This window comes from Sporolactobacillus sp. STSJ-5, assembly GCF_024385605.1.
In the GTDB taxonomy this organism is placed as follows: Bacteria; Bacillota; Bacilli; order Bacillales; family Sporolactobacillaceae; genus Sporolactobacillus.
Window position 1 is genome coordinate 1 of record NZ_JANFOJ010000009.1, and the last position, 21,906, is coordinate 21,906.

The following is a 21,906-nucleotide window of genomic DNA, read 5'->3' on the forward strand; positions in this document are numbered from 1 at the left end:
TACCTGTTAGAAAACTTGGCTTCGCCAAGCCTCTGGCGAAGCCAAGTTTTCTAACACTGATAAAAAAGTATAAAAAAATTAAAGATTCAAGGAAACGAGTGTAAGTGCAACTAAGCCTCTGTCTGCGCCAAGGCTTGCCAATCGGCAAGTTTTCTAATAAATCATTTTGATCCTTAATTAAGTAACGCGGCCAGGATGCAAATAAGCGGAGATTTTCCGGTTATATGCATCCTGGCGCTTGTTTTACAGGTACATAAGGGTAATTTTTCCGCTTATGCACAGAAAAACCCTCCATTTTCACGTTTTTTGATTCGATAAGCGGACTTTCTCCGTCTATTTAAGCGATTTTTTCATTCATTTTCTAATTAAGCGGAATTTTTCCGTTTATTTCTAAGATTGGGCCCCAGTGTTAGAAATAATAGACAGAAAGAGCAACATGTTATGCAGCATGCTTCTTGTGGTAGCTTAACAAACGCATCCCGTTCATGATGACCACTAAAATGCTGACTTCATGGACGAACATGCCGCTCGCCATATAAATATAGCCAAAGATCAGACCAATCAATAAGAACGCAACGGTAGCAATGGCAATAATAATATTTTCTTTCATATTTTTTACCGTTTTCTTCGTTAATCCATAAGCATGGACAAGTTCGGTAAATCTGGACTTCATTAAAACAATATCTGAGGTTTCCACCGCAACATCGGTCCCGCTGCCCATGGCAATGCCAATATGTGCCGAGGCAAGGGAGGGGCTGTCATTGACACCATCCCCGATGAAAGCGACCGTATGACCCGCCTTCTTCAACTTTTCTACATAACCCACTTTATCTTCCGGCAACAGCTCTGCATGAACTTCATCAATACCAAGTTGCTGGCTAATCGCCTGCGCAGTCCGCACATTGTCACCCGTCAGCATAACCATTCTTTTGATGCCCATTGTTTTTAACGCTGCTAAAGCTGCTTTAACCCCGTCTCTTGGCGTATCGGCGATACCAAGCATAAGCGCCAGTTGCTGATCGACCGCAACTAAAACGGTGGATATTCCTTTCTCTTCCATCTCAGTTAATTTTCGTTCCTGTTCATGGTTCAGTTGAACCCCGGCTTCAGTTAACAGGTTACGATTACCAACCAGGACGGTCTGGTTTTCCACAACTGCCCGGATTCCCTTACCCTTAACCACTTTGGTTTGCGTCACCTTCAGATGACTGTAATCAATAGCATGCGCCTCGGCATAGGCTAAGATCGCCCGACCAAGTGGGTGATCGGATTCCTTTTCAATAGCAGCTGTATAGGCTAACCCGCGTTGCTGACCAGGCATGGCATTCATTTCTACGAGCTCAGTCTGTCCTTTCGTTAGCGTGCCCGTTTTGTCAAAGACTAACGTATCCACCTTACTGAACGTATTCATGATCTCGCCGCCTTTGATCAGAACGCCGCGTTTTGCGCCATTACCGATACCGGCGACATTGGATACCGGAGCACCGATCACTAAGGCCCCCGGGCAACCCAGGACTAAGATTGTGATGGCCAGACGGATGTCCTGCGTGATCCCCCAGACAATTATTCCCAATAAGAGAACGGCTGGCGTATAGTAGCGGGCAAAATGATCAATAAACTTTTCCGCATGTGATTTCGTATCCTGAGCTTCTTCAATCAATTCAATGATCTTACCGAATGTGGTATCCTCACCCACACGAGTTGCCTTAATGCGTAACGTTCCATTGTCTAAAAGAGTCCCGGCAAAAACGGTCGCGCCCACTGACTTATCAACAACCCGCGATTCGCCCGTGACACTGGCTTCATTCAGATAGCCGTGACCTGAGGTGATCACCCCATCCACCGGGACCTGTGCACCCGTCTTCACTAAGAGCTCATCACCCTCATTGACTTCATCACTATCCGTTTCCTGCACCTGACCATTCTCTTGATAAACCCAAGCTTTCGTCGGAGCCATTTCAGTCAGGGTTTTAATTGAGTTGCGCGTTTTCTGCAAGGTTTTCTGCTCCAGATAACTCCCGAACAAAAACAGAAAGACAACGATCGCCGATTCGTTATATTCACCAATGAAAAGGGCACCGATCACAGCGATACTGACTAACAATTCGATGCTGATGACCTTAACGCTCAAGGCCTGCCATGCATGAATCAAAACCGGTAAAAAGCCGACAAGTGTAGCCGCGATAAAGGTCGCCGTATAACCTAATTCCCATTGAAAAAGTCCTTTACTTAAAAAGCCGAGGACAATCAATGCACCGGTCAAATAGGTGATGTGTTGGTTATGTTTCTGTACCCATTTCTGGACGTTCATACAGCCTCCCCCTCCTTTTTATAACTCAAGGATAAACGAAGACCAAGGATATAAAATTGACCGCTGTCAAGAAGTAACGATTTATTGTAAATTAAATGATTCGATTTCATTCCTGAAGTTCGCGCGTACCGCTTAGCTTCTCGCAAAGCTTGAAGCGGGAGACATCTCGCCAAAATATTGTTAAAACAAGTGTTTTTTCATTATAAGATCAGTTTGTTCCTCATCACCCATATAAAAAGAGTGAGCGCCATTTTGAACAAAACCAATTTTCTTATAAAAGGCAATTGCCTTCTCATTCTTTTCCCAAACACCTAGCCAGACCATTGTTTTGTTTTGACTGCGGGCCATATCCAACGCTTGATTAATTAGATATTTTCCAAGTCCTTTTCTTTGAAACGTGCGTCTTATATAAATCCTCTCTATTTCAAGTGATTCATCGCCCATTTTTTCAGATTGGGCATCATCGGTATTGATCTTTAAATAGCCAGCAAGTTCCTGATTGAAGTAGATGAAAAAAAATTCTGAAGAGGGGTCAGACAATTCTTTTTCCAGCTGTTTCGCATTAAAAGCTCTTTCTAAATAGGCTTTCATCGTTTCAGGGGAATTCTGATCCCTAAATGTTTGGTCAAAAGTTTCAATACTTATTTCTTGGAGTATTGGTAAATCTTCACGGCAGCACTTGCTGATACTTATAGTCATTTTAAAATGGCGCTCCTTTTTTACATCAATAATTTCTCTTGTTTCCCTTTTTTACGAATTCCCAATCTTTTTCTATATTTTTCCTTACTCTTTGAAGGAGATTGAAAATAGTCTCCACCTCTGTTTCAGAATATCCGGCTAATGAAACGCCATTGGAATAGTCATTTTCTCGTTTTATAATCGGATAAATGTTTTTCCCTTTCTTTTTTGGAAAGAGTTTTTTTATTTTCTTATTCTCTTTATCGTCTTTTTTTTCAATAAAGCCATTCATTTCAAGCTTTTGAATAGCACGAGCTGCTGTTGTTCGATCCACTTTTATCATCTCAGCCAACTTTTCTTGAATGATTCCCGGGTTTTCACATATTCGCACAAGGTACAAATACTGTCCTTTTGTCAGTCCATATTCTTTAAATTCTATATTACTTATTGAATCGAGTGCCCTGGCTATCATGCCAATTTCACGAAGAATTTCCTTCATCATGAACTCCTTTGTCATATTTTTTGTTGTAAACACAACAATAAGGGTTTATATTAAATTTAACTTAATTTTGTTGTAAATGCAATAATAAGACAATTTTAATGAGGGGGAATAAAGTGAAATTTATTTTTTTCGTATTAGGCCTTTTAATCGTAACGCTTGGTATTTCTTTCACAATACAATCAAATCTTGGCGTTTCACCTTTTGATGCCCTATTGGTGGGACTATCCCAAAATGTGGGACTGACCGTAGGAAGTTGGGAAATTATAATCGCTTTACTATTAATCAGTTTGAATTCCATATTAATCAGACGAAAACCAGAAATCTTTGGGTTGTTAACATCCTTTATAACAGGGATGGGTATTGATATGTGGCTCTTTTTATTGCACCATTTGCCAGCACCGGCGTACTGGTACAGCAAAGCAGTTTGTTTTGGAATTGGTTTAGTTGCTATAGGACTAGGAACCGCCATCTATTTACATACAAATTTTGCACCAATTCCAATTGACCGATTAACATTAATTATAAAAGAATTAACGCAAACAAATATATTTTTTGCAAGAACATTGATTTACCTCTTATTCTTGATTATCGCAATCATTCTAAATGGACCAATTGGTAGCGGAACTTTGTTAACGGTTTGTTTAGGAGGACCAATACTCAATTACTTCATGTCACTAACCAAAAAAATAATAGATCTCACAAAAAACAACGTTTCGTCAAGAAAATATGAAAACCAAGGTGCACGCACGTCCCGAAAGAAATGATGCATAATTGTGTCTTATTAAATATCAATAGACATGCTAATATAATTTAAGATAAACAGATTCAAATTTAGTAAATGAAGGAGGGATTCGATGTATCTACCAAAGCAGTTTCAAATTGATGATAAAACTACGATCCATCGTCTAATCAAAGAAAATGGCTTCGCTACACTCTTTTCCCAACACAAGGGGCATCCCTATGCAACACACCTCCCCTTGACAATAAATGAAGATGGAAACTGCCTGTATGGGCATCTTGCACGGGCCAATAAGCAGTGGACAGACATAGTAGAACAGGAAGTGCTAGCCGTTTTCCAAGGTCCACACTGCTATATCTCCCCTTCTTGGTACGAAACTGATCGGGCGGTTCCAACATGGAATTACGTTGCTGTTCATGTATACGGAAAAGTCGAGATTCTTGAAGGCACGGAGTTAATGAATACCTTACGCGATTTAGTACTGAAGTATGAAGATCGAAAAAGTTCCTATAAGTATGATCAAGTGGACGTGCGATTTCTTGAAGGAATGACGAAAGGGATTGTGGGCTTTAAAATTAAGATCTCAAGTTTCGGACAAGAAAAATAGTCTTCAATACTTGGTATTAAAGGGCTGAGAACAGTTTCATTATCATGCTGCACCTATTTGAAGTAATGGATTTCGTAAATAATCAGGCAACTTGTTGAAAAATCGCTCAAAGAAGTTGTTTATTTGCTCATCCGTAAGCAGGTATTCTTCTGCCATGGTTGACCCTAATAGTTCCAAGATCGTCATCAACACCTGCGCAAATCGAAGATCTTCCATTTCATCACAGCACAAGAAGAATAGCTGCCCGATCGTTCTAGGATCCTCTTCTTCGCGCACGCTTAGAGAAAGCATCATATAACGGAGAAAAACAATGGTTGTGTGTGCAGTCATTGAATCATAGCTGCGGCACTGAAATTCTTTGGCCAACCACAGGTTGGATTTGGCCACTTTGAAAAAACACTCGATGGCCCAGCGTTTACCATAGATTCTCACTGCATCCTCTTCTGTGTGCTCAAGGTTGGTTGTTAAAAGGGCAAGCCACTTCCTGGAACGGTTGCGATCACGAACGAATACAATTCGTGCTTGGATTTCATGACCATTTTCGTCATCGTGGCCAAGACCAACAACAATGCTGGCAAGAATTTTGGCACGTCCTCGTTTTTTGCGAACCTTTTTGTACAGCTGGCTTAATGTGTATTTCTGATCTTCAAAGGTGTAGTGGATCTTAGGTGAGTTCTTGATCATACACACGGCATGCAGCGAGTAGTTTTTCACGATTTTCGATAAGATGGCCGGATAAGCGAACCAGCTATCAAAAAGAACTGTTTTCGCACCAAGCCTTTTGGGGTTGATGGAATCAAGAAGATCGAACATCGTCTCGGTACTCTTTTTCGTTGCCTCTTGACGTCTCCGATAACCAACCGTTCGCTTATCTATACTGGAATTGATATCCTGGTAACGATTTTTATCATTTTTTGAACTCAGCAACGAAAAAGCAAGCGGCATAAAAGATCCACCATCTGACCAGCCGAGTGTGAGCATACGAAATCCCTTAAAATACCTTCCCGTTGTGTGGTCCTTCACTTTGGCAAGCAGTTCGACCGCCTTACTGCGATTACGGCTGAACAAAGAATCATCAAAGATGAGCACACGATCACGATCATCAGAAGTTAAGGGGAGTAAGAATTTCGCGATAAGATATGAGCCAACACTGGCGAGAAATTTACGCCAGTTGTAGGTAGGACTTTTTAAGAATGCATAAACCGTATCCTTTTCGAAATCCTTTGGAAGGCGATCGGATTCAAGCGCTCTAGAAAAGCCCATACCATGTAGAACAAGTGTGAAGATGAATTGCACGATCAAACGCGGCGAAAATCCTTTAGCCTTATGAATATTGGCTTGATGTAGGAACGTTCCAATCTTTGCTTGCGTAAAAAATTGCAGCATACGAGAATTTGATTTTTCATTTTCTTTTTCTTTGGAGTTTGGTAAAATGGTAGACACAGAAACATCCTTTCTTTGGGTTGGTGTGATACCTTTATTTTACCAAAGAAAAGGGTGTTTTTTGTATTTTATCGATAAACATTTTGGCCTAAACTTAGATCCGACAAGGGATTAAGCGCTTTTTTTAACTCCGAAATTTGAGTTAAGATTAACAAAATCGAAGCTAAAGCAAAATTGAGCCAGAATCATTCAACGGAACGTCTCGAAGGTGTTATTCGGCAATTAAAACAATCAACAAGTGAATACAGCCAAAAAATTGCTCAACTTATGAAAGAAAGCTTAGAATAAAGAGGCAAGTGAGTTCTTGACTTTACAAGCCCTTTCTCTACCTCACCTAAAAACTACCTTTTTCAATGTACAAAGCAAAACAAGGCATGATTGACGGATTGCAAAATCGATAAAGTGGGTGATGACATGAACATTGACGTAGTGAAGCACGTTCCTTTTGAGGGGCTCGCATCTATTGAAGAATGGGGCAATAGCAAGGGCCATACCTTTCGCGTGCATAAACTTTATGAAAATCCCTCAATACCGCAGATCGATGATCTTGAATTTCTGATCATACTCGGCGGACCAATGAGTGCAAATGACCGGGATAAACATTGGATTGAAGAAGAGCGCCAATTAATCTGTAAGACCATTTCCGAGAATAAACCTGTATTTGGCGTCTGTTTAGGTGCTCAACAAATTGCTAAAGCATTAGGAGCCTCTGTTATTCAGGGGGATAAAGAGGTAGGCTGGCATCCGATACGTTCTGTTTCTTCAAGGTTACCGTTTGTACCTGAGGAACTGACTGTTTTTCACTGGCACGGGGAGCAATTTGAACTTCCCGATCGAGCTGAACGATTAGTTAGCAGCGCGGCATGTCAAAATCAGGGATTTATCTACAGTGAAAAAGTGATTGGCTTGCAATTTCATCTGGAAATGACCCCTACTAGTATTCAGGGATTACTCACCCATGACGGAGATTATATTGACCACTCACAATTCGTGCAAAGCGCTGAGGAAATAACCGACTTTGGTATTCCTGAACAAAACAAAACGGTTTTATTCAGACTTCTAGACTACCTAGTGAAGAACAAATAAATTTAAAAAGAGCTACTCCTCGTTGAAGTAACTCCTCAAAAATCCGATAGGAAAAAGCGTTAAAAACATCAGCTGAAAACCAATGATAGAAATCCTGCAGCCCTTCAGGATTTTTTATTTTGCGATCAATTCATTTAGCGATACCATTTCAAGTAATCCTTGCGCCGCTTCACTCCCCTTGTTTCCACTCTTCGTACCTGCGCGTTCAATTGCCTGTTCAATCGTTTCTGTGGTCAGTACGCCAAACATGACGGGTATATCCGAATTTAATTCGATTTGCGCTACGCCTTTGGCTACTTCATTACTTACGAGTTCATAATGTGTGGTTGCACCACGAATGACAGCACCTAAAGTAATGACCCCATCATATTTTTGAGTGGCTACTACTTTTTTGGTGATAAACGGTAATTCAAAGGCACCCGGTACCCAGTAAACATCGATGTTCTTCGCATCAACGCCGTGTCTTATCAAATTATCCTTAGCACCTGCAAGTAATTTTGATGTGATCAATTCATTAAAACGAGCAATGGTAATGGCAACCTTGACATGTTCTCCTTGATATTTTCCTTCATAAACAGTCATTATTTAATCCCCTTTTCTCGTGATAACATGTGATGAAATTTTTCTTGCTTCGTCTTTAAATAATGCTTATTTTCTTGATAAACCGTTGTTTCGAGTGGTACACGTTCGACAACTTCAATATGATGTTGCTGCAGCTCTGTTATCTTTTCCGGATTATTGGTGAGTAACTTAATTTTTGAAACCCCTTCATTTTTTAATAGCCATGCCGCTTGCTCATAGTGTCGTTCATCAGGTAAGAATCCTAAAGCGACGTTCGCTTCATAGGTATCCATGCCTTCTTCTTGAAGTTTGTATGCTTTTAGCTTATTTCGTAGGCCAATTCCCCTGCCTTCTTGACGTAAATATAAAACGGCGCCCGTTTTCGCTTCAGCAATTTGTTTCATTGCTTGATCTAATTGTTCGCCGCAGTCACAGCGATGCGAACCAAATACATCTCCAGTCAAACATTCTGAATGAACGCGAATCAAAGGGGGTTCCTTGCTCTTCTTTAAGTCGCCCATTGACAGGACCAACTGTTCTTTTCCTTCATGGTCAAGGTAGAGCGATAATTTAAATTCACCGTATTTAGTAGGTAATTTAACTGTGACATCGGCGGACTTATTTTGATGCGTTAAATAGTCACTTAACTCGGCAATAGTTATAAAATCGAGTTGCCATTTCTGAGCCAACGTTTTTAAGTCAGCCGTTCTCGCCATTTTGCCATCTTCTTTTAGAATTTCACAAATATAAGCGGACTCTTCATGAGCCAGTCTTGCTAAATCAACCGATGCTTCCGTATGGCCTCTTCTTTTCAAAACGCCCGCATTTTCAGCAACTAGCGGAAAAATATGTCCCGGGCGTAAAAAGTCGCTTGGCTCACTAGTCGGATCAGCGAGCGCCTTTATCGTTTTCGCTCGGTCAAATGCTGAAATGCCTGTAGTCGTATCTTTATGATCGACACTGATTGTAAAAGCTGTTCCAAAGGCATCGGAATTTTTAGCAGTCATCGCATGTAAATCTAACCGTTGTGCAACCCGCTTTGTTACGGGCACACAGAGTAATCCTCGAGCGTTTTTGGTCATAAAATTAACCGCTTCGGGTGTCACTTTACGCGATAACCCGATTAAATCGCCTTCAGCTTCTCTAGTGTCATCATCAGCAACAATGATTAACTTACCTGCTTTTAACGCTTCAACCGCATGTATGATCTTTTCTTCACGCATGATACCCTTCCTCGTTTAAATGAATTGTCGTTCTCAATAGTGACTTCACATATTTACCGACTACATCGGTCTCCAAATTGACGTAATCGCCTTTTACTAAACGGTCAAAATTCGTATTTTCTAAAGAATGAGGGATCAAAGATACGGCAAAGGTTCCCGGTTTGACATCATCAACCGTCAAACTCGTACCATTGATCGCAATTGAACCTTGTGGAACAATTTCACCTTGTAGTTCTGGTGGGTAATAAAAGGTTAATTTAAGTGAGTTTTCGTACTTCATTTTTTGAATTAATCGAGTGGTTCGATCAACATGCCCAGAGACGATATGCCCTTCAAATCGATCATTTGGAGACATTGCGCGCTCTAAATTAACTAAAGTGCCCTCTTTCATTTGCGAAAAAGTCGTTTTCTGAAAGGTCGCCGGCATAACATCAACTGAAAAGCTGTCCTTTTCAACAGTGGTTGCCGTTAAACAAACACCGTTAATTGCCATGCTGTCGCCAATTTTGAAACCGTTTAATCGATCCGTATCTTCTACGGATACCGTCAACTTGATGTGATGTTGCTGCTTATTCATCCGTTTTATTTTCCCGACCGTTTGAATTAACCCTGTAAACATTACTTCACCTTCTCACTGACAATTCGTAAATCCTCACCAACACGTTCGATACTTTTGAAGGTCAAATTAGTTTCACGATCGATCATTCCGTTGCCAGAAAACGCTGATAAACCGATACCGCCAATTAACTTAGGGGCGATATAAGTAATAACTTCCTCATAACAATGCGCCTGCAGAAATTCATGATGAATCTGCGCCCCGCCTTCAACATAGATGGATTGCACCCCTTGCTGGCCAATATCATCCACAATCTTTGGTATTGAGAAATCATCCGTTTGGATAATTCTCACATGATCGGGTGCCTCTTCTTGTAATGCACTTCTCGTAAAAATCCAAATCGGCTCTGGATGCTCAAATAATTTAAACGCTTCAAAATGCAACGTCTTCCCGCTTCTGTCTAAGATTATTCGAATGGGTGGATAGTCACTGTTTTCACTGGGCAATAAGATAGGATTGTCTGCTAAAACCGTTCCACTTCCGACTAGAATCGCTTGATAGCCTAGTCGCTCTTCATGCACAAATTGATTCGCCCGTTTACCAGTAATCGCCGTTCTTTTACCTTGTTCAGCTGCTATTTTTCCATCTAAACTAAGGGCTTGTTTCAACACAATATACGGTTTCTTATGCCGATAAAAATAGTTATAGTGCTTATTTAGTGATTCGGCCTCACTCGTGAGACAATTAATTTTCACGTCAATCTGATGTGCTTTTAAGATTGCTGCACCTTTATGAGCAACAATCGGATTAGGGTCAAGTTGGCCAATGACCACGCGCTTAATCCCACTGTCAATAATCGCTTGCACACACGGCGGTTGTTTTCCGTAATGTGTACAGGGTTCTAAAGTGACATATAAAGTTGAATCGTGCAGTTCTTCGGGGTGAGCGCAATGATCAATGGCCATTCTTTCCGCATGTTTTTCACCAAATTTAGCATGATAGCCGGTTGCAATAATGCGATTATTTTTCACAATAACGGCACCTACTCGTGGATTTCTATACGTGTTTCGACCACCTTTTTTAGCCAGCTCAATTGCTTTTTTCATGAACCGTTCATCCATTTGCACGTCCCCCTTTCTTTTAAAGATGCAAAAAGCCCCGTAGTAACCTACGGGGCAACACAAACTAAACTTAGTTTTATTATTTTCTAACTAGACCATAGCAAAAAAGATACAATCCTAGTTAGAATTGTAATAATACTAAATTCTTCTCCCATCCAGACTTTAACTGTCGGCTCTAGACTCTCACTAGATCCACCGCAAACTTGCGGGTCACGGACTTTAAGCTTACTTGCTTATTACCGTCGGTCGGGAATTACACCCTGCCCCGAAGAATATATTCAACTTTACTAAGTAATACTAAATCATTACATTTGATCTGTCTACTCGTTAGCTTTTTCAAATGTGCATTACGGATTGCGCATGATCGTGCATGATCTTGACTTTCAATAGTTTCGGCAAGAGACATAATCCATTGACTATTTGACCATAATAAATCCTCCTAAAGTTGAATTTGTTCGTTCACCTTAGGAGGTTCATTCACTTTCTTCACTTGTTGCACGCAATAAATCCGGAACAGGCTTGTTCAACCCCTGTAGAATCGGACTATTGTTTCAGCTCTACTTAAATGCTAATAAACATATTCATTAAAACTGGTCAATCAGCAATTGTCTTATTTCATCCAATCCCGGCTGACGTGGATTCGCCGGTGTGCACTGGTCGTTATAAATCAAATCAACCAATTTATCAAGTGCAGCGTCAAATTGCTGCTGAGTCACACCATTGGCCGACAGTTTAGGCACAACATCCAGAGCTTTCATTAAAGCCGCTATCTTATCGCAAAATGCTTCAACCAGCTCTGCATCGCTCGTTCCTTGCATGCCTAAAGAACGTGCAATGTCGGCATAGTCTTTTTGACCGCGATATACTTCGTAACGCGGGAACGGCGTCCGTTTTACTCTGCCGGAGACACCATTGAAACGAATAACATGCTGCATTGCGATTGAAATGGCCAAACCATGCGGTAATCCAAATTCCCCACCAGTTTTATGCGCAAGCGAGTGATTGATTCCAAGGAAGGCATTGGCAAACGCCATACCACCCAAAGTAGCAGCATAATGCATTTTTTCGCGTGCCTGCTCACCCGAGAGTGTCGGGTTCTTAGGATCATACTTATACGATTCTTCCAGGTTCTCAAAGACAAGCTTAATTGCCTGCAGTGACCACGGACGTGTAAATTCAGATGCCATAACTGAAACATAGGCTTCCAAAGCGTGAGACAGTGTATCCAGTCCGGACAGCGCAACGGTTCTTTTCGGAACGGTCATGACAAATTCCGGATCGACGATGGCAATTTGCGGTGTCAGTTCATAATCAGTCAATGGGTATTTAACATGTGTGTTATCGTCTGTGATTACCGCGTACGGCGTTACCTCAGACCCTGTTCCGGATGTTGTCGGGATGGCAACCAACTGGGTCTGCGTTTGATGATGGAACTTAACGATTCGTTTGCGGATATCAATGAATTTCTGTTGCAAACGCGTGAACAACTCACTGACTTTTTCGTAGCTGTCTAAGAATCCGGGTTCTTGTTCCAGTGAGTACTCATAGATAAAGCGGGCAATTTTAGACGCATCCAGCGCAGATCCACCGCCGATCGCAATGACTGTATCCGGTTGGAACTCGCTCATTTGTTTTGCAATTTCGATCGTCTGCCCCAGTGTTGGGTCAGGTCGAACGGTCCCATAGATCGACGTTTTTACCACATTATCTCGAATTTCCAACTGTTCATAAACCTTGTCAACGAAACCGAATTTAACCATTCCCGGATCCGCAACAATAAATGCCCGTGAAACTTTTTCAATGTCCTGGAGATAAGAAATTGCATTTTTTTCATAATATATTTTTTCCGGTAAACGAACCCATTGCGGACGATTACGACGTTTTGCGACGGTTTTGATATTCAATAAGTCTTCAGTTGATAAGTTATGCGACAATGAATTTTTCCCCCATGATCCTGTTCCTAAAGTCAAGCTTGCACGCAGTGCATCTGTGTAAATATCGCCAATGCCTCCGATTGAATCCGGTTGATTCACTAGAATTCGAGCGGCCTTAGTCTTTTCGCCGTACTCATTGATAAACGGATCTGCCTGTGAGCCGATTTGAATCGCTGCATTGTGTCCTGCTCCTTGGTAATCCAAAAGAGCTGCAATAATTTGAACACCTTGATCACGATCCTTAGCTTTATAAACAGACAGCAACGGAGACAGCTTCTCAGAGGAGAGTTTTTCGCCAATGTTCTTCGGGTCAAGCTCAAACAACATAACATCCTTGCCCTCCGGAAGAATGACACCTGCCTGTTCCGCAATCCATCGAGCAGGTCTGCCGGCAACCGGTCCGTTTACCCCATGGTTGTCATTGAAAACGAAATCAGCTATTTTTTGATAATCTTTCTTAGGAACAAGGTAGGCGCCTTTTTCCAGCATTCTGTTCATCCATTGATCATAGATTGGTGCTTCAACAACCACTGAGTTTTCAGTAGCGCAGATCATTCCGTTGTCAAATCGTTTCGACAACAGCAAATCTTCGACTGCCCGGTCAAGATGCGCTGTGTGGTCAACAAATATTGCCCCGTTACCGGCACCGACACCCATGGACGGATTACCTGATTGCAATGCCGCATTAACCATCCCCGGACCTCCGGTTGCTAATATAGAAGCGATTTTGGTATTGCGAATGAGCGCTGTTGTATTGTTAAGCGACGGTTTTTCAATCCATTGAATAACATCTTTAGGCGCGCCGGCGGCTACGGCTGCCTCATATACTATTTTGGCCGCATGAGCAGAGCACTTTTGCGCTTGCGGATGAAAGGCAAAAACGATTGCATTTCGTGTTTTCAATGCCAGTAATGATTTGAACATTGTCGTTGAGGTCGGATTAGTCGTTGGTACAATCCCCGCCAATACCCCCAATGGAGCCGCGATTTGAACTTCGCCGGCAACTTTATTCTCATGAATCACACCAACTGTTTTGTCATTCTTGATTGTATTGTAAACGTTTTCAGTTGCAAAACGATTTTTCGTGTCCTTATCTTCAACAACTCCGCGTCTGGTTTCATCAACTGCCTCATGTGCAAGCATCAAAGCTGCTTCTGATCCTGCCAGAGCTGCTGCAGCAACAATCTTATCAACCTGTGCCTGTGTGAACTCGGAATATGCTTTTTCTGCTTCCAAGGCTTTATCGACCAATCCGGACGTATATTTTTTCGCTTCTTCCATCAAAGCTTTTTTTTCATCATCAGACAACACTTTTTTTACCCTTGGTTTTACTTCTTGTACCATTGTAAACACTCCCTTTTTCTACTTTTTTAAAAAAATCCGCTAAATAGCAGTCTTTTTACACCTATGTTAAGATGAAAAATTCAAGACTTTTTTTCCAATTCAATAACTTTCGGTACATCAGGAGACCTTGCAAACTACTTTGATTCCAATAAGATGAAACGTGTGTGCAACAGTGCGAGATCTGAGTGATTTTCAATTTCCCTAATAAATTCATCCGTCATCAATGCATTGAGCAGAATGTTTCACTGCTCATTTCTCTGCAAGCAGATCCAATAGTTGATCCTTTAGTGATGAGCTGCTCTTAACATAAAGCCCATCTCCTTTATTGTGAATCATTTCACATGATATTGATAAAAAAATAGCTATTGCACTTACGTATGTTTTTGAAAACGTTTTCTTTACACCATCTATAATAGCCCTCAGATCCCCAAAGTCAATGCTTTTTTTAAAATCGTCAAAATTTTATTCATCATGATCTTTTTAATCTTAAATCCCGACTACTTAGCCAATCTGATCATTCAATTGTGCGATCACAGCAATCATTAATGATTGTGAAAAGTAAAAGGAGGCTGTCCCCATGTTGTCAATGCAACATAGGGACAGCCTCCTGTCATCCAGTCGATTTAATTTCTTATCTTAATCCAAGTGTCTGTGCCGTTGATGCATGGACTTCCTTGATGAGATCCGGATTTTTCGCCAATGAGATTCCATACGAAGGAATTATTTCTTTGATCTTTGCTTTCCAGCCCGGCATCTGCTCAGTGAAGCATCTCTCTAAGACATCAAGCATGACAAATACGGCTGTGGAAGCGCCGGGAGATGCACCAAGTAAAGCTGCAAGCGATCCGTCGGCACTGTTGACGACTTCCGTGCCAAATTGAAGGTTCCCCTTGCCGGCTGCCGTGTCTTTGATTACCTGCACCCGTTGACCGGCGACGACGATCTCCCAATCCTCGCTTTTGGCATTCGGAATAAATGTGCGAAGTGCTTCCATCCGTTTTTCATTGGAAAGCAGCACTTGCTGGATTAAGTATTGGGTCAGTTTTCTCTGTTTCATTCCGGCAGCCAGCATGGTCAGCACATTGCTTGGTTTGACTGAGCGAATTAGGTCCAGATTAGAACCTCTTTTTAAAAATTTCGGTGAGAAACCGGCAAATGGTCCGAACAGTAAGCTTTGTTGCCCATCAATATATCGCGTATCAAGGTGCGGAACAGACATCGGCGGTGCGCCAATCTTCGCCTTGCCATATACTTTTGCATGATGCTTGGCGACGACTTCCGGATTTCGGCAGACCATGAATAGACCGCTGACCGGGAAGCCTCCAATATGTTTGGACTCAGGAATACCGGTTTTCTGCAGCAAAGGAAGACTTCCACCGCCAGCACCGATAAAAACGAATTTTGCAGTGTGGTACTCGATTTCTCCGCTGTCCAGATCCTGAACCTTCACTTCCCATAAGCCATCGCTCATGCGTTCAATATTTTTTACTCGATGCTTGTAATTGATCGCACCCTGTTCATCCTTTAAGTGCTCAAACAGCATGCGTGTCAACGCGCCGAAATTGACATCCGTCCCCGAATCAATTTTGGTTGCCGCTATTGGTTCATTTGCTGTACGGCCCTCCATGATCAGCGGAATCCATTGCTTCAGTTTGTCCGGATCAGCGGAAAATTCCATTCCTTGAAACAAAGGATGGTTTGATAATGCCTCAAAACGCTTCTTCAGAAACGTTACATTTTTGTCTCCTTCAACGAAGCTCATATGCGGAATCGGCCGGATAAATTCCTGCGGATTTTGAATCCGTCCGCTTCTGACGAGATAGGACCAGAACTGTCGCGACAGCTGAAACTTTTCATTGACTTTGACCGCTTTCGTGATATCGATTGATCCATCCGATTTTTCAGGTGTATAGTTCAACTCGCACAGCGCCGAATGGCCCGTACCAGCGTTATTCCATTCATTCGAGCTCTCTTTTCCCGGACCGCTGAGTTTTTCAAACACGCTGATCTTCCATTCCGGGGCGAGTTCCTTCAATAGAGATGCCAATGTCGCACTCATGATACCCGCACCGATTAAAATCACATCTGTTTCTTTGTACATGCTGCTCATGATTACCTTCCTTATTTCCTATTTCGCTAAATCACTTGGCTTCGCCAAACCGCCATTCAAAGACAACGCAGCCGTTTCTATTGTTTTGCGGAACGTTGATTTCCCTCAAAATAGCCGATACTGCACATAATAATCAAAAATGGCGTCAAGCTGACCAGATAACGCGATCGCGTTTCCCAAATGATCAGGAACAAGAAGAAGCCGATCACCGTGAGCATGAACATAGTAATCATCGGATCCGACTTTTTCATCCGTACGGCAAACAGAAAAATACCTGCCATCAGGATGAGCGACTGTATCCGTGCATAGCCCTGCACGAAAAAGCCTAAGGGCTCGGCAGTCAGACGTTTAATCACATTCGGCCTGACTGGTTCTCGCTTCAGTACGAACAATGCATAATAGGTCCCGTCGGTCCAGGTCTCATTCAGTTTCTCCAAATTAAAACGTCCATTGCCGAGCCAGCCTCTTGCCATAATCCGGCGCCTGAACTCTTTCAATTGTGTCTGCTCAACCTGCTTGCGCGGTTCGTTCTTCAGCATTTCCCGTGTCCAATTGACGTCATGCATCGTATGCTTGCCGTATGTCCATGGATTTTGCCCCATCATCAGCCAATGTGTGACCGGAAAACGCTGGTTTGCCAATTCATTACTGTTGATGATCCCGCTTGTATATACACTCTGGTTGAACAGGATCTGGACGATCAGCACAATGATCACAGGAAGAAGGCTGTAAAGCTTTTTCCAACGAGGCAGAAATAAGAGCAGCACGAGCAGATAAGCAATGACAAAGACGATTAATGTCCCCTTTAGCAGCAGACAGAGCGAAAAGAAAAAGGAAACGAGTACAATGATGAACAACCGACTCTTGAACTGCCCGTTCCGATCTATCAACAGATTGATAGGGATCAGCAAGAAAAGCAGCGACAGTGTATCCGTGTAGACAATCGGCGCATAAAAAATATATGGAAAAAATAAAATGCTGATCAACAGACTAATCAGCCCAAGCGATGCTCCCGCCAGCTTCTCCGTCACGCGATAAATCAAATATTGACTGATTACAATCGCGAGGATATTACAAATCTGGTAGATGATCAGCTTTGGCGCCAGCAGCTTTCCGATCAGCGCCAGCACATAGGTAATGAAAATATTATTAGGGTACCTCAGATAGTAATCTAAAAGCCTGCCTCTTTCAATCAGATGTTGAGCTCCGTTGATCACCCAGCCGAAATCCCATGAGGGCGTCACATTTAACAAGGAGAGGGCTGTGAATTGCATAAGAATACTTATACCTAATAAAACAGCGACAGCCGCTTTTACCGGTATTCGGCCGGCTGCGTCGACTATTGACTCTCGGAATTTGATCAGCACGCAGATCATTACCACTGCCGCCAGCAAGGTGATCCATTTAAAAGAAAGCGAAGCTGTCAGACCGATCGACTGGTAGCCTCGGGTGAAAAAGATATTGATAAGGAGCAGGAAAAACGATACGCTCAAAAAAAGAGAAGCGATCATTTTCCTAAGTGAATTCAACTCGCTCTCTGCCAATCCATGCCCCTCCTGAAGTAAATCTTACGATCCTAATCTAATCAACATCATTGTGTCTATTATACAGCAAAAGCATGGCCGTCCAATGATCAGACTTATCCCATATTTTTACACCTTATACTAACAGTAGGAGTAACTAGTCAAAATCATGATTTTATAAAAGATACTTTGCTGTAACGGATTGAGAGGCACCTGAAATTCCTTCTACCGGTCCTTCGTAAATAATCTCACCACCGCGAGAACCGCCGTCCGGGCCAATATCAATAATCCAGTCGGCACTGCGCATCACGTCTGTATTATGTTCAATGACGAGAACCGTGTTTCCCTTCTCGACGAGATCATTGATAATACGAATGATATTTTCGACGTCGGATGTGTGTAACCCCGTTGTGGGCTCATCTAAAATATAGATGTTCCCTTTTTTATTCAACTCAGTTGCGATTTTCAGGCGCTGGCTCTCGCCACCGGAAAGTGTGTCCAGTGATTGTCCCAAAGAAAGATAACCTAAACCGACATTTGAGACATTCGCTAACTTGGAAGTGATTTTTGAATCATTGAAGAAGTCAAAGGCTTCCTCAATCGTCATATCCATGATCTCAACAATGTTTTTATTCTTTAACTTGTAAGACAGAACCTCAGGATCAAATCGCGTTCCGTGACAAACCGGACATTCAACCTCGGAATTGTCCATGAAGGCCAAATTCAGTTCAATGACACCCTTGCCGCCGCATTCTGGACAAGCCCCCTTCGAGTTGGAGCTGAACAACCCCGCATCAACCTGATTATGCTGAGCAAACAATTTACGAATGATATCCATAATTCCGGTGTACGTGGCAGAATTAGACCTGCTGTTGGCGTGCAAAGCGCTTTGACTGATGATCACCGTTTCTGGAAATTGTTTTGCAAAGACTTGTTCAACTAACGTACTCTTCCCAGAGCCGGCAACACCTGTGATGACGGTAAATAATCCAACCGGCACTGTTAAACTGACGTTTTTCAAATTGTGTAAGGAGCTTGGCTGACTGCTGATCAATTGCTTGGGCTGTCTTGGCGTCTTGTTAAGCGGCAATTTGTGCATTAAGTAGTTACCGGTCAACGTATCCGTTTTTAATAATTCCGGATAGCTGCCTGTGAACATAATTTCACCGCCATGAATTCCGGCTTTTGGACCCACATCCACCACGAAATCCGCGATTTTAATTACGTCAGGATCATGCTCCACGACAATGACGGTGTTGCCCTTATCGCGCAGTTTCAGGAGCAGCTCGTTGAGTCGGTGAACGTCTCTCGGGTGAAGCCCTGTACTTGGTTCATCCAAAATGTAAATCAAGTCGGTTAAACTATTGGATAAATATTTAATGGTTTTGACGCGCTGTGATTCACCGCCTGAAAGGGTCGTCGTCTCACGTGTTAAACTCAAATAGTCTAATCCAATGTCAATCAAATCGCCAATTCGCTTTTTAAGATCACTAATGATGGGCGCCATACCCTCGTCATTGAATTGATCTAAAGTTCGTGCCAGGTCATCCAATTGCATATCGGTGAGTTCAAAAATAGTCAATCCGTTTATCTTCGAAGCCAAAACCTCTTGATTATAGCGCTGACCATGACAGACATCACACGTTGCCATCTCCGCAAAGCGATCAATGGTTTTCTTTTTTGCGGGAGTCATATCCTTATTGGCCATAATGTTGAGACGCAAGAACTGCTTTTCAATCCCCTCAAAAGTGATCTTTTGTTTCGTACCCTTATAATCGACTGTAATTTTTTCCTCACCGTTAAAAAAGCGTTCCAATTCATCTTCAGAAAAGTCTTTAATGGGCTTATCGTTGTCAAACAGTCCCGAATTCATGATCATCTGAAGATAAAATGATTTCGTTGAATAGCCGGGTAATTGAATGGCGCCTTGTGTAATCGATTTTTCAAAATCAACGGCAGCGTCTCGCTTCAAAACGTAGCTTCGTCCGATTCCCTGACATTTGGGGCACATCCCCGCCGGATCGTTAAATGAAAAGGCATTACTACCGCCTCCGTAGTGTGGATGAGCAAAACGTGAGAACAACAAGCGTAAGAGCGGATTAATATCCGTTATTGTGCCCAGCGTCGATCGGGCATTACCGCCAAGAGGTTTCTGATCAATGATGATCGCAGTTGAAAGATTTTGGATGTCATCTGCATCCGGTCGCTTATAATGGGGCAGGAATGTCCGAACAAAGCTGCTATATGTACTATTCCACTGCCTTCCTGCCTCTTGAGCAATCGTATCAAAAACAATCGATGATTTTCCGGATCCGGAAACCCCAGTAAACACGGTCAGCTTGTTTTTTGGAATTTTTAAACTCACATTTTTGAGATTATTCTCGCGATCATTAACGATTTCGATAAATGGATGATTGACCATGGAAACCTCCGGTGAATTATTTTTATGACTGATCCAAAAGTTACCAGAAGCTGAACAGCAAAGCAAGCCTCAAGTCCTCATAGTAAAAAGCGCGACCTATGATCGCGCTTCAGCTTACTTTCTTACAATTGGAATCCAAATCTCACCGTTAATTTTGCCATTCGTTTCACTCGTTTTTACCGACGTGTTCGGACCGCCGACATAGGCAAAATCAGTTGCATTGGCCAAAACTTGTCCAAAAGCAGCACCTTCTAATTGACCGAATAATTGACCCGCGCTGTCTGCTGAACCGGCAATGACGAGATAGTCACCAGCGGGGAATTGAATGGTGCGGGAATCTTTTCCATCGGGCAGTTCTGCACCGCTTTGCACACCGGAATAATAGCGCATCTCACCATTAATCGCTTCATTGACTGCAAATTCTAAGTCGTTATCCGCTAAATGCTTTAATTGATCCCAGCGTCCGTCCTCCATGATCTTCTCCCACCAAGCAGCTTTAGCGGCAGGAATTTGAGCGTAATCATCAGGAAGCTTTGTACCATATGCAATTACTGTGAATGCTTCTTTTGTTTGAATTTTGTAATCGGGCATGTTTTGTGTCTCCTTTAATTTGATATACTTAGTGTAAAGCTTAATTGTGTCAAAAAATGATACCTTTAAAAGGAATTCAAAGAAATGAAACGAACGGAACGTTTAAATACCATGATGCGGTACATGAATAACCGACAATTCTTTACCATCAGCGAATTGATGCGCGAGTTTGATATTTCGCGTTCAACGGCGATACGTGATGTGCACGATATTGAAGCACTAGGAATGCCGCTCGTTGCCGAAGTCGGCCGTGACGGTGGTTATTCGATCCTGTCAAATCAATTATTGCCTGCTGTGCAATTTACCAACAATGAGCTCAAAGCATTGTTTATTGCCTTTCTAGGAACGGCGAATCAACAACTGCCCTATCTGCAAAATCGTAAAACGTTAAGTGAAAAGTTACTCGCCATTGCCTCAACCGGTCAACAAGACGAGTTAATTGAGTTAAAGCACTTGCTGCACTTTGAAAATACCAATCCAAACAATCCCGACTTGCTGGAACTAGCCGACTTTCCCACACCAATGCTTAAAACGGTACTCGAACTCGCGTTAAAGAGCCGTTATCTCATCTTTGATTACCAAAAACCGCACGATGAACCGATGATGCGGCGCGTGTATCTGCTCAATTTTTTCAATCGAAATGCAAATTGGTACGCCGCAGCCTTTGATTTTGTGCGCAAAGCGCAGCGGACATTTCGCGTTGACCGCATTCAAGCAGCGCGTATTGATAATCAACCACCAATGTCACAAAAACAGCTCACTGAGCAATTAAAAATAAATCGCCTCGAACCTAATTTGATTGTCACGTTAGGCAGACTCGCAATTAATAAGTTCAAACAGCTACACCCGCCAACACTTAGTTTGAACTATTTAGATCCTTTTCAACAAACCGCAAGATTTTCCGATTTTATCGAGGTACACAATAAGGAACGATTAGCTTATTACGCTGAGTGGCTGCTGTTTTTAGGAGATGAATTAAACGTTGTGATGATGCCCGATGAACTGCGAAACGCGATCCAGAAAAAACTGTCTAGGTGGTAAAAACACTGCACCCATGGCTTTGTCTGTTGATTCATCGTCAAAAATGAGGCCTGTGATCCACCAGCATATTATTGGAAAAATGTAACTGATCGAGAAATAATAAAGAGGAACTGT

General features: G+C 42.3%; 16 protein-coding genes, 2 pseudogenes and 1 riboswitch. Of the genes and pseudogenes, 5 read left to right on the forward strand and 13 right to left on the reverse strand.

The genetic code is table 11. The features are described from left to right. Nucleotides 1-439: 439 nt before the first annotated feature. The 3 genes from NOM01_RS09875 to NOM01_RS09885 all read right to left on the reverse strand — a co-directional run bounded on the left by NOM01_RS09875 (nt 440) and on the right by NOM01_RS09885 (nt 3,488). Nucleotides 440-2,311 carry a heavy metal translocating P-type ATPase gene (locus tag NOM01_RS09875; protein WP_255748351.1) on the reverse strand — a complete coding sequence of 624 codons (1,872 nt, stop codon included), beginning with the start codon at nt 2,309-2,311 and terminating at the stop codon, nt 440-442. A 180-nt stretch (nt 2,312-2,491) separates the two neighbouring features. After that, complete coding sequence (gene paiA, locus NOM01_RS09880; RefSeq protein ID WP_255748352.1) at nt 2,492-3,010, reverse strand: spermidine/spermine N(1)-acetyltransferase; 519 nt, start codon at nt 3,008-3,010, stop codon at nt 2,492-2,494. Between the two features lie 25 nt (nt 3,011-3,035). Further along, a complete protein-coding gene (locus NOM01_RS09885; protein ID WP_255748419.1) occupies nt 3,036-3,488 on the reverse strand; it encodes a MarR family winged helix-turn-helix transcriptional regulator in 453 nt (150 codons plus the stop codon). Nucleotides 3,489-3,604: 116 nt separating this feature from the next. Between NOM01_RS09885 and NOM01_RS09890 the strand changes: the two genes are divergently transcribed. Together NOM01_RS09890 and NOM01_RS09895 are read left to right on the forward strand one after the other, a co-directional pair. Next, nucleotides 3,605-4,255 (forward strand): YczE/YyaS/YitT family protein, encoded by a 651-nt coding sequence (locus tag NOM01_RS09890; RefSeq protein ID WP_255748353.1) that lies wholly within the window; start codon nt 3,605-3,607, stop codon nt 4,253-4,255. Between the two features lie 90 nt (nt 4,256-4,345). Continuing rightward, nucleotides 4,346-4,816: pseudogene (locus NOM01_RS09895) on the forward strand (FMN-binding negative transcriptional regulator); the annotation flags it as partial. A 63-nt stretch (nt 4,817-4,879) separates the two neighbouring features. Here the strand turns inward: NOM01_RS09895 and NOM01_RS09900 are convergent. After that, nucleotides 4,880-6,280, reverse strand: a complete 1,401-nt coding sequence (locus NOM01_RS09900) for an IS4 family transposase (protein WP_255748354.1) — start codon at nt 6,278-6,280, stop codon at nt 4,880-4,882. A gap of 141 nt (nt 6,281-6,421) precedes the next feature. On the opposite strand from NOM01_RS09900, the pseudogene NOM01_RS09905 reads away from it, so the two are divergent. Further along, a pseudogene (locus NOM01_RS09905) lies at nt 6,422-6,568 on the forward strand (FMN-binding negative transcriptional regulator); the annotation flags it as partial. Between the two features lie 126 nt (nt 6,569-6,694). Further along, nucleotides 6,695-7,366 carry a type 1 glutamine amidotransferase gene (locus NOM01_RS09910; protein WP_255748355.1) on the forward strand — a complete coding sequence of 224 codons (672 nt, stop codon included), beginning with the start codon at nt 6,695-6,697 and terminating at the stop codon, nt 7,364-7,366. A 114-nt stretch (nt 7,367-7,480) separates the two neighbouring features. Here the strand turns inward: NOM01_RS09910 and ribH are convergent, their stop codons facing one another. From ribH to NOM01_RS09955, 9 genes are all read right to left on the reverse strand, one after another. Then, on the reverse strand, nt 7,481-7,948 hold the full coding sequence (ribH, locus tag NOM01_RS09915) for a 6,7-dimethyl-8-ribityllumazine synthase (protein WP_255748356.1): 468 nt from the start codon (nt 7,946-7,948) through the stop codon (nt 7,481-7,483). After that, nucleotides 7,948-9,150 (reverse strand): GTP cyclohydrolase II, encoded by a 1,203-nt coding sequence (gene ribA / locus NOM01_RS09920; RefSeq protein ID WP_255748357.1) that lies wholly within the window; start codon nt 9,148-9,150, stop codon nt 7,948-7,950. The genes ribH and ribA overlap by 1 nt, the downstream gene beginning before the upstream one ends. After that, nucleotides 9,143-9,769, reverse strand: a complete 627-nt coding sequence (locus tag NOM01_RS09925) for a riboflavin synthase (protein WP_255748358.1) — start codon at nt 9,767-9,769, stop codon at nt 9,143-9,145. Before NOM01_RS09925 ends, ribA begins: the two co-directional genes overlap by 8 nt. Continuing rightward, nucleotides 9,769-10,827, reverse strand: coding sequence for a bifunctional diaminohydroxyphosphoribosylaminopyrimidine deaminase/5-amino-6-(5-phosphoribosylamino)uracil reductase RibD (gene ribD / locus NOM01_RS09930; RefSeq protein WP_255748359.1), 1,059 nt, complete (start codon nt 10,825-10,827; stop codon nt 9,769-9,771). Before ribD ends, NOM01_RS09925 begins: the two co-directional genes overlap by 1 nt. Nucleotides 10,828-10,966: 139 nt before the next feature. Beyond that, a riboswitch (FMN riboswitch) is annotated at nt 10,967-11,104 on the reverse strand. Nucleotides 11,105-11,411: 307 nt separating this feature from the next. After that, nucleotides 11,412-14,105 (reverse strand): bifunctional acetaldehyde-CoA/alcohol dehydrogenase, encoded by a 2,694-nt coding sequence (gene adhE, locus NOM01_RS09935; RefSeq protein ID WP_255748360.1) that lies wholly within the window; start codon nt 14,103-14,105, stop codon nt 11,412-11,414. Nucleotides 14,106-14,736: 631 nt separating this feature from the next. After that, on the reverse strand, nt 14,737-16,215 hold the full coding sequence (locus NOM01_RS09940) for a malate:quinone oxidoreductase (RefSeq protein WP_255748361.1): 1,479 nt from the start codon (nt 16,213-16,215) through the stop codon (nt 14,737-14,739). A 77-nt stretch (nt 16,216-16,292) separates the two neighbouring features. Beyond that, entirely contained in the window at nt 16,293-17,759 is a 1,467-nt protein-coding gene (locus NOM01_RS09945) for a glycosyltransferase family protein (RefSeq protein WP_255748362.1), read from the reverse strand. Between the two features lie 154 nt (nt 17,760-17,913). Further along, nucleotides 17,914-20,160 (reverse strand): ATP-binding cassette domain-containing protein, encoded by a 2,247-nt coding sequence (locus tag NOM01_RS09950; protein WP_255748363.1) that lies wholly within the window; start codon nt 20,158-20,160, stop codon nt 17,914-17,916. A 114-nt stretch (nt 20,161-20,274) separates the two neighbouring features. Then, complete coding sequence (locus tag NOM01_RS09955; RefSeq protein ID WP_255748364.1) at nt 20,275-20,751, reverse strand: GyrI-like domain-containing protein; 477 nt, start codon at nt 20,749-20,751, stop codon at nt 20,275-20,277. A gap of 84 nt (nt 20,752-20,835) precedes the next feature. On the opposite strand from NOM01_RS09955, the gene NOM01_RS09960 reads away from it, so the two are divergent. Then, the gene (locus NOM01_RS09960) at nt 20,836-21,792 is read left to right on the forward strand and encodes a helix-turn-helix transcriptional regulator (protein WP_255748365.1); all 957 of its coding nucleotides are present in this window, start codon (nt 20,836-20,838) and stop codon (nt 21,790-21,792) included. The last annotated feature ends 114 nt before the right edge of the window (nt 21,793-21,906 follow it).

Bases quoted from the DNA above. Each gene is read 5' to 3' on its own strand.
- NOM01_RS09875 (WP_255748351.1), bottom strand. From the start codon at position 2,311: ATGAACGTCCAGAAATGGGTACAGAAACATAACCAACACATCACCTAT.
- paiA (WP_255748352.1), bottom strand. From the start codon at position 3,010: ATGACTATAAGTATCAGCAAGTGCTGCCGTGAAGATTTACCAATACTC.
- NOM01_RS09885 (WP_255748419.1), bottom strand. From the start codon at position 3,488: ATGAAGGAAATTCTTCGTGAAATTGGCATGATAGCCAGGGCACTCGAT.
- NOM01_RS09910 (WP_255748355.1), top strand. From the start codon at position 6,695: ATGAACATTGACGTAGTGAAGCACGTTCCTTTTGAGGGGCTCGCATCT.
- ribH (WP_255748356.1), bottom strand. From the start codon at position 7,948: ATGACTGTTTATGAAGGAAAATATCAAGGAGAACATGTCAAGGTTGCC.
- ribA (WP_255748357.1), bottom strand. From the start codon at position 9,150: ATGCGTGAAGAAAAGATCATACATGCGGTTGAAGCGTTAAAAGCAGGT.
- NOM01_RS09925 (WP_255748358.1), bottom strand. From the start codon at position 9,769: ATGTTTACAGGGTTAATTCAAACGGTCGGGAAAATAAAACGGATGAAT.
- ribD (WP_255748359.1), bottom strand. From the start codon at position 10,827: ATGGATGAACGGTTCATGAAAAAAGCAATTGAGCTGGCTAAAAAAGGT.
- adhE (WP_255748360.1), bottom strand. From the start codon at position 14,105: ATGGTACAAGAAGTAAAACCAAGGGTAAAAAAAGTGTTGTCTGATGAT.
- NOM01_RS09940 (WP_255748361.1), bottom strand. From the start codon at position 16,215: ATGAGCAGCATGTACAAAGAAACAGATGTGATTTTAATCGGTGCGGGT.
- NOM01_RS09950 (WP_255748363.1), bottom strand. From the start codon at position 20,160: ATGGTCAATCATCCATTTATCGAAATCGTTAATGATCGCGAGAATAAT.
- NOM01_RS09955 (WP_255748364.1), bottom strand. From the start codon at position 20,751: ATGCCCGATTACAAAATTCAAACAAAAGAAGCATTCACAGTAATTGCA.
- NOM01_RS09960 (WP_255748365.1), top strand. From the start codon at position 20,836: ATGAAACGAACGGAACGTTTAAATACCATGATGCGGTACATGAATAAC.